Origin of the sequence: Psychrobacter sp. ASPA161_9, from assembly GCF_051970275.1 — a bacterium.
GTDB lineage: Bacteria > Pseudomonadota > Gammaproteobacteria > Pseudomonadales > Moraxellaceae > Psychrobacter.
This window is the reverse complement of the sequence record NZ_JBEFNI010000017.1, coordinates 1-7,499: the sequence shown is the minus strand read 5'-3', so window position 1 is coordinate 7,499 and position 7,499 is coordinate 1. Positions and strand designations below refer to the sequence as shown.

Below are 7,499 nucleotides of genomic sequence, written 5' to 3'. Positions count from 1 at the left end.
TAACATGTAACTACACTATGTAAACGCAGCTAATCCTATGAACACGTGATATGGGCAGTATCTTTAAATAATTTGTAGATATAGCATAGCTGAACTTAATAAAAATAAATAAAAGCATTAAAATTTGAATAGATATTCATTTTTATTACAATATGTATGTTATGGTTTGTAATTAAACTTAACACTCAAGGAATGAATCTATGAAAAAACTATTAGTTGTATTACTTGCAGCAACATTTGCTTCTGCTGCTATTGCTCATAGTGGTGGAACTAACGCTTCAGGTTGCCATAAAAACACTAAAACAGGTGATTACCACTGCCATTAAAAAACATTAGGTAAGATAGAGGCTTAATTAAATTTTAATCTCTCCCCTACCTTCAAGATACTATCGATGAAAAAACAATGGGGCAGCTGCTCAACTCAAGGCAACTTAGTCCTCAATCCGCACTTGGTTAAGGCACCTAAAGAATGTATCGACTACGTGATATTGCATGAGCTGTGTCATATCGCTGAATACAATCACAGTGAACGATTCTGGCGTTTGCTCACTCAGGTCATGCTGCATTGAAAAGCGGTCAAAACTCAACTTGATAGCATGGCTGAGCTTTATTTGAATGAATAATAGCTATCAAGAGAAAGCTCCGATAGTTAAAGAGCCTAGTCATTATGATACATTCTTAATTAAGAGTCTCAATTTTCAACATACACCAAAATAATCCCCCATAAGCCTTTTCAACTTAAGGGGGTCAATTCAGATTTTAGGCTTGGATGAGCTTGTTACTAAGTTAAGGAGATAAAATAGGACGATGATTACCTAATGGCTTCATAAGCTCGATTGCCATACCAACATTAAGTATTCTAGCTTCATCAAAGGCTCGACCTATAATTTGCAAGCCTACTGGCATGCCTTCGGCTATTCCTGCAGGTACTGAGAGTGCAGGCAAACCTGTTAAATTACTTGGCCCAGTAAATCGGATACTGTTCTCAATATAACTGCCTGTATTACCATTGATGTCTACTGTATCTACTCCGATAGTTGGTGGTATAAGCGGTATAGTAGGTGTGATAATAACATCGACTTCTGATAAAGCTTTTACAAACTCTATTTTAAGTTGACGTCTCGCTTGCTGTGCTTGCAGATAATCTACCCCAGAAAATAATTCACCTATTTCAAATAAAAGACGGATATCAGCACCGAAGTCGTTTGGGCGAGTTTGCAGATTACGATGGTGAATAGTGGATGCTTCGGGCAAACCAGTGGCTAGTACAATCCATTGAGCATGACGTAACGTTGGAATTGATACTGGTTTGATGACGGCACCCATTTTCTCTAAATCTGCTATACGATCTCGGACAATTTTTTCTACACGAGAGTCTACATCTTTAAAAAAATAATCTTCATTGATCCCTATACGTAACCCTTTAACATTACCGTTCATACCGCTTAAATAGTCATGGGCTGGTACATTTGCAGAGGTTGGATCATTTATATCAAAACCAGAAATAGTCGAGAGCATAGCTGCGGCATCTGCAACTGACTTTGCAATTGGCCCTACATGATCTAACGTCCATGCTAAAGGATAAACGCCATACTTACTGACTCGGCCGTGAGTAGGCTTTAATCCGACAGTACCGCAAGAAGCGGATGGAATACGGATAGAGCCAGCTGTATCTGTACCCAAAGAGCTATAAGTACTGTGTGAAGCAACGGCTGCACCGGAACCACCACTTGAGCCACCAGGTATTTTTTCAGGATTCCATGGGTTATGCACGGCGCCAAAATGTGGATTATTGTTATCAGCACCCCAAGCATATTCGTGCATGTTTAACTTACCAGTGAAAATCGCACCAGCTTCGCGTAATTTTGCAGTTACAGTGGCATCATGCTCTGGAATGAAATCACCATGAATTTTAGAGGCCATGGTAGTCAGTTCTTTGCCAAAATATATGTTGTCTTTTAAAGCAATGGGAACGCCGTGGAAAACCCCTTTATAGTTACCTGCAGTGATTTCCGTTTCAGCCTTACGTGCACTCTTTAGTGCTGTATCAGCTGTAATAGAAATATAAGCATTAGTTTTGGGATTAATATGATCAATATATTCTAAAAGGTTCTCGGTGACTTCTACAGGGGAGACTTTACGCGTCTTAATAAGTTCTGCAAGTTCGGTGACGGTTTTTTCTAGTAATTCCTTATTCATGATGATCGCCTCCAGCAATGTTAACTAATGAAATATCAGCATCGTCAAGAGCAACGCCTTCTAAATCACCTTTCAACTGCTCGTACTCATTCCATTTCTGTTCAATAATCACCAAATGCTCATCGCTAGGATGTACACCTTTGGCGGCTAAAGTATCTTGTATAGATATACTCATCTTATATTCCTTTATGTTGATGAAATAATATAAAACTCGATGACGAATGCAAATATATACTGTAGATCTCAACCGTCATTTTTTAAACTCGCTAAATCAATATACGATTCAACCTGATACCTGTCAATGACCATTCAGGCATATTAAAGGATAATTTCGAGACAAAAATAAACAACCTTGTCTTTAGAATAAAGTGAGAGCTGTGTTTGTCGCCAATTGCTCTAGTAGCTCCTACACCACTAGCTAAGTTTATTGATAGATACTAACAAGGACAGCTTTAACGAAGTCCATTACAGCTATTGCTCTAATATTAAACACGCTTAGATAAACGTTATATTTTTTAACTTAGGAACGATGTCTATCAGATGCGTGAATTACAACTATAACGTTATCAAGATACTCAAGCAGTAGCGAAATGAAGGCGATGCTTGCAGCCGACAACGAAAAGAGCATTGTGCTATATCTAAATGACAAAGCCATATACGAATGCCAATATACTAAGTTTGACAACATCTGTTTAGACAAGCTATAGTCTTTATGGACTATACTTTTTCTTAAGTATAGTTATTTTCTTTTTTGAAATAACACTCAATTATATCAACAGATTATGCTTTTCGATTCGCTTCGAAAAGCATAATATTTGGTGTTTAGTGAATGTTTTGCTGCTGCACATGGAGTTAAGCAATAGAGTCAAATATGTATAACCAAGGAGAGGGATTTCATGACTTATCAAAAAGTAGACAGTGAATTATCCGCAAGCCAACAAGTAACAAATTGGCTGCAGGATTTTGATCAAGCTTTACGTACAAAAAACATAGAAAAAGCAGCTAAGTACTTTGAAACAGAAGGGTATTGGCGTGATTTAGTTTCTTTTACTTGGAACATAAAAACGCTAGAAGGAAAAAATGAAATTAAAGAAATGCTATCAGATACCTTAGAAACGACTGAACCATATAATTGGCAGCTTGATGAAGAAGCGGTAGAAAACGAGGGGGTTATAGAAGCATGGATAACTTTTAATACCAAGGTGGCAAGAGGCTATGGACATTTACGTCTGCGTGACGGCAAAGCTTGGACATTATTAACCACTATGGTTGAGCTCAAAGACTTCCCTGAAAAGCGTAAAAATTTGCGCCCAAAAGGTGCTGAACATGGCGTTAACCCTGATCGTTTAACATGGCAGGAAAAACGTGACCTTGAAGAGAAAAATCTTGGTTATAGCGAACAGCCTTACTGCTTAGTTATTGGTGGTGGGCAAGGTGGTATAGGTCTAGGCGCTCGTTTACGTCAACTCGAAGTTCCGACCATTATCATTGATAAGCAACCTAAACCAGGTGATACATGGCGTAACCGTTATAAGTCATTATGTTTGCATGATCCTGTCTGGTACGACCACATGCCGTATATTCCTTTTCCTGAGAACTGGCCAGTGTTTACCCCTAAAGACAAAGTTGGGGATTGGTTAGAGATGTACACCAAGCTTATGGAGTTAAACTACTGGGGGTCGACTGAGTGTATCAGCGCTGATTTTGATGAAGAGTTACAACAGTGGAATGTAGAGGTTGATAGAGCAGGTGAACGTTTAGTATTACATCCTAAGCAGTTGGTTTTAGCCACTGGTATGTCGGGACTACCAAACATTCCTGAAATTTCTGGCATGGAAGATTTTGCTGGAGAGCAACATCACTCTAGTCAACATCCGGGTGGTGAAGCTTATCGAGGGAAAAAATGTATTGTACTGGGTGCTAATAACTCGGCACATGATATTTGTGCTGCCCTTTGGGAAAATGGTGCAGACGTCACTATGATACAACGCTCATCAACGCATATTATCAAATCAGATACCTTGATGGATGAGGTATTAGGTGGTTTGTATTCAGAAGAAGCGGTTGAAAAAGGCATTACCACTTATAAAGCAGATCTGACTTTCGGTTCTATTCCTTTTAAAATCATGCCACAATTTCATGAACCTGTTTACCGTAAAGTGGCGGAGTTAGATGCTGATTTTTATAAAAAGCTAACTGATGCAGGTTTTATGCTCGACTTTGGTGAAGATCATACTGGTCTCTTTATGAAATATTTACGTCGAGGCTCTGGTTACTATATTGATGTCGGTGCTTCTGAACTTGTAGCGGAAGGTAAAATAAAGCTTAAGTCCAACGTAAGTATTGATCATATTAAGTCTAATTCAGTAGTGCTCACTGATGGCACAGAGCTAGAAGCTGATTTAATTGTTTATGCTACTGGTTATGGATCTATGAATGGTTGGGCTGCGAAAATAATTTCACAAGAAGTAGCTGATAAAGTTGGTAAATGTTGGGGAATGGGCTCAGAGACAGCTAAAGACCCAGGTCCTTGGGAAGGTGAGCTGAGAAATATGTGGAAACCAACGCAGCAACAGGCGTTATGGTTTCATGGTGGAAACTTGCATCAGTCTCGACATTATTCTCAGTACTTGTCGCTGCAACTTAAAGCTAGGATGGAAGGTTTAGAGACTCCTGTGTATGGTTTACAAGAAGTTCATCACTTAGAGTAAGTTGAACGTTACTATTGCAAGTAACTTATAAAAAATGGTAAGTGTGATGGCCGTACTGGTTTGATTCAGTATGGCCATTTTGTATTAGGTCAGCTATTTTTGAGTTTGGGATAGTTCAGGTGCTTTAATAAGTGATTCATTCGTTATAGACTAACTGTTGGTAGGCAATAAAATTGACCATCAAAAAAATCAGACAGCTTAGGTTGTTCGGTTTTTCATTTACAGACTTTTCTAAACATAGTCCAAGTTTATTGCGCCTCAACATATATCGCCTTCAAATGAAAAGAGTTAGGCTCATTAGTAACACTTGAACTATAATAGATAGACGAATCACCATTAGATAATAACGCTTCAATAGCCTCTGATATATAAGCAAAATCTTCCATTGGTAAGCTTTGAACACTCTCCATCCCAATAAAAAATCCTTTAATTATTCTTTTAAAATCCTTACTACTAGACCTTTCACAAAAAGTTAATGCACCTTTTTGAGTATTTAGTTTTTTTCATTATAAAGCTGCATACCACTTTTTAGACGCTCAAGAATAACCGTCTTTAGTTCCGGCGGCTCAATAACCACTGATAATTGCGACATACTTACTAGCCAATCTTGCAGACGATGAGTATTAGCAACCGTAGCGAGCACCTCATTCCAAGCGTAATCGATAATGCTAATAGTTTGATCCTCTGACAAAGGACGCTCATAGAGATGCTGACAAGCATATTTTTGCACCTTCAAAACTAAATGGATTTGAGTACCATCATTTAGCTCAAGCTTGCCAAGTTTACGCAGGCTCTCTAATTTAAAAGCATCTCGCCCTACCCAATCAGGTAATGTCTTATCTATTACATTAGCTTCAGTAATACGATTGACCGCAAAATTACGATGCGCTTTTAATAGCACGTCGTCATCGATATGATCATCAGCAGGGTTAAAGCCTGTGAGGTAGATCATATTGTCAATAAAGATAAGTCCTTTGGGATAAACCACTCTTTGAGTTAGTTTTCCTTCCCATTTATTTTGATAGCTTATTTGTAATTGGCAGTTTTGTAGCAAAGCTTGATGAATACTAACAATCACCTCATTATCAAGTATAGGAGCCTGTACCACACTAGGTAAAGTAATGAGATGATCTTGCCACTGTCCTAGTGGACTTTGATGGAAATTATTCTTATCCTGTCGATGTAATTGAGTGAGCTTATCTGTAATACTTTGCTTGAAAGAAATTGGTAAATAGTTTGCGGTATATTTATCCAGCATCTCCCAAAAGAACACCGTTTGCTCGTTAATGATATCGATACTAAAGCTCGGCTCAATATAAAACCGTGCTGTCTTACCACTGATGTTTTGCCCCCACGCTGGTACTCGAACCAAGGCTTCACTATAAAAAATATCGGTAAATATTCGGTTTAAGCCAATCAAATCGTTTTCTAAGTTTTTACGTTCGTTAGCGAAATTGTTAGGATCATCACCATATTCAATCATAAGCTCTGTTAATGAGATAGCTTTGGCTTTATCACGAGGTAAATACTGATAAAGCGCAAATAGACGTGCTGACTTTGTGTAGCTTGCGATTGGATATGTGGGCATATTGGTTGCTCTATTAGACTGATGAAGTAATCAACTCATTATTAAAATAAAGGTTCAATCAAAACGAACCAATATTGCGGTGCCATTGTCATAAGCATTACCATCAGAGTCATAAACTTGGTTCTTAAGATTGATTAGCCAAGCTTGTAAATCAGTTTTAGCACTGAGAGGTTGCCATTCGTGACTCGGCACTAAGTCATGGATACCATCCGTGCAAACCAAGATACAGTCGACACTATTAATATCAATCTTACGGGAGTTACTTTCTGGTGCTTCACTGCTTGTATAGCTGTCATCAGTCGTCAATGCAAAGCATTCAGTAAGGCTATATAAGCTCCCCGCCATGCCCTCTAAATTATAGTCTGTAAACTTCGCTTGGCGACCTTGTTCTTTCGCCTGCTGGTCAATAAGTTCATTTAACAGGTTATGATCCCGAGTCAAGCACTGCCATTGTGATGCGCCTTTAGGCAGCCGATAAACACGACTATCACCTACATGGGTTATCGTCGCCTTTATGGTTCCAGCACTATCTAACTCACAGGCAACCATTGCGAGGGTTGCTGCGGCGCCATGACGCTTATATGAATGCTTGGTTTGATTAATCATGTGATGAATACTATCTGAGCAGATACTCTTCTGATCATTCCATAACCGCCTGATCGCTTTTACCACTGCCTTTGAACAATGCTGCGAGCGATTGGAGCTTGCGACACCGTCAGATACTGCCAAGCAAAATGGCGCTGCAACCGATGTCACTGCCATCACTCCTAAGTCCTCTTGATACCAGTGGTCTAAAAAGAAAAAAGCATCTTGCTGCAGGTTATTACTGGCATTACCTAGGAAGGTAATTACACAGGCTTGTGCTATAGAGGGAGTATCTTTTGAAGGACAATTATTAGGAGAAGCAATCATGATTATAAGCCTATATATTTATCATAAAGACTAGGGTGTGTTGAACATTGAGTATAAATTTCTGGCAAAAAAAATAGCGAACGGGTAAT

Annotated in this window: 7 protein-coding genes; 3 read left to right on the top strand and 4 right to left on the bottom strand. The window is 38.8% G+C overall.

Going from position 1 to position 7,499, the window contains the following annotated elements; translation table 11 throughout:
* The first annotated feature begins 200 nt into the window (after window positions 1–200).
* Together ACTQ9S_RS13670 and ACTQ9S_RS13665 are read left to right on the top strand one after the other, a co-directional pair.
* Window positions 201–326: a YHYH domain-containing protein gene (locus ACTQ9S_RS13670; RefSeq protein WP_440455261.1), complete on the top strand. Its 126-nt coding sequence runs from the start codon at window positions 201–203 to the stop codon at window positions 324–326.
* A gap of 57 nt (window positions 327–383) precedes the next feature.
* Complete coding sequence (locus tag ACTQ9S_RS13665) at window positions 384–569, top strand: M48 metallopeptidase family protein (protein WP_440455262.1); 186 nt, start codon at window positions 384–386, stop codon at window positions 567–569.
* A gap of 217 nt (window positions 570–786) precedes the next feature.
* On the opposite strand, the gene ACTQ9S_RS13660 is transcribed toward ACTQ9S_RS13665, so the two are convergent.
* Window positions 787–2,199, bottom strand: a complete 1,413-nt coding sequence (locus ACTQ9S_RS13660; RefSeq protein ID WP_440455260.1) for an amidase — start codon at window positions 2,197–2,199, stop codon at window positions 787–789.
* Entirely contained in the window at window positions 2,192–2,374 is a 183-nt protein-coding gene (locus ACTQ9S_RS13655; protein WP_440455259.1) for a hypothetical protein, read from the bottom strand. Before ACTQ9S_RS13655 ends, ACTQ9S_RS13660 begins: the two co-directional genes overlap by 8 nt.
* A 721-nt stretch (window positions 2,375–3,095) precedes the next feature.
* Here ACTQ9S_RS13655 and ACTQ9S_RS13650 point away from each other — a divergent pair.
* On the top strand, window positions 3,096–4,910 hold the full coding sequence (locus ACTQ9S_RS13650; RefSeq protein ID WP_440455258.1) for an NAD(P)/FAD-dependent oxidoreductase: 1,815 nt from the start codon (window positions 3,096–3,098) through the stop codon (window positions 4,908–4,910).
* Between the two features lie 493 nt (window positions 4,911–5,403).
* Here the strand turns inward: ACTQ9S_RS13650 and ACTQ9S_RS13645 are convergent, their stop codons facing one another.
* Window positions 5,404–6,498, bottom strand: a complete 1,095-nt coding sequence (locus ACTQ9S_RS13645; RefSeq protein ID WP_440455257.1) for a helix-turn-helix transcriptional regulator — start codon at window positions 6,496–6,498, stop codon at window positions 5,404–5,406.
* A gap of 54 nt (window positions 6,499–6,552) precedes the next feature.
* Window positions 6,553–7,410, bottom strand: a complete 858-nt coding sequence (locus tag ACTQ9S_RS13640; protein WP_440455256.1) for a PP2C family protein-serine/threonine phosphatase — start codon at window positions 7,408–7,410, stop codon at window positions 6,553–6,555.
* Window positions 7,411–7,499: the final 89 nt, after the last annotated feature.

Coding starts and splice junctions, on each gene's coding strand:
- ACTQ9S_RS13655 (WP_440455259.1), bottom strand. CDS start 2,374: ATGAGTATATCTATACAAGATACTTTAGCCGCCAAAGGTGTACATCCT.
- ACTQ9S_RS13645 (WP_440455257.1), bottom strand. CDS start 6,498: ATGCCCACATATCCAATCGCAAGCTACACAAAGTCAGCACGTCTATTT.
- ACTQ9S_RS13650 (WP_440455258.1), top strand. CDS start 3,096: ATGACTTATCAAAAAGTAGACAGTGAATTATCCGCAAGCCAACAAGTA.
- ACTQ9S_RS13660 (WP_440455260.1), bottom strand. CDS start 2,199: ATGAATAAGGAATTACTAGAAAAAACCGTCACCGAACTTGCAGAACTT.
- ACTQ9S_RS13670 (WP_440455261.1), top strand. CDS start 201: ATGAAAAAACTATTAGTTGTATTACTTGCAGCAACATTTGCTTCTGCT.
- ACTQ9S_RS13640 (WP_440455256.1), bottom strand. CDS start 7,410: ATGATTGCTTCTCCTAATAATTGTCCTTCAAAAGATACTCCCTCTATA.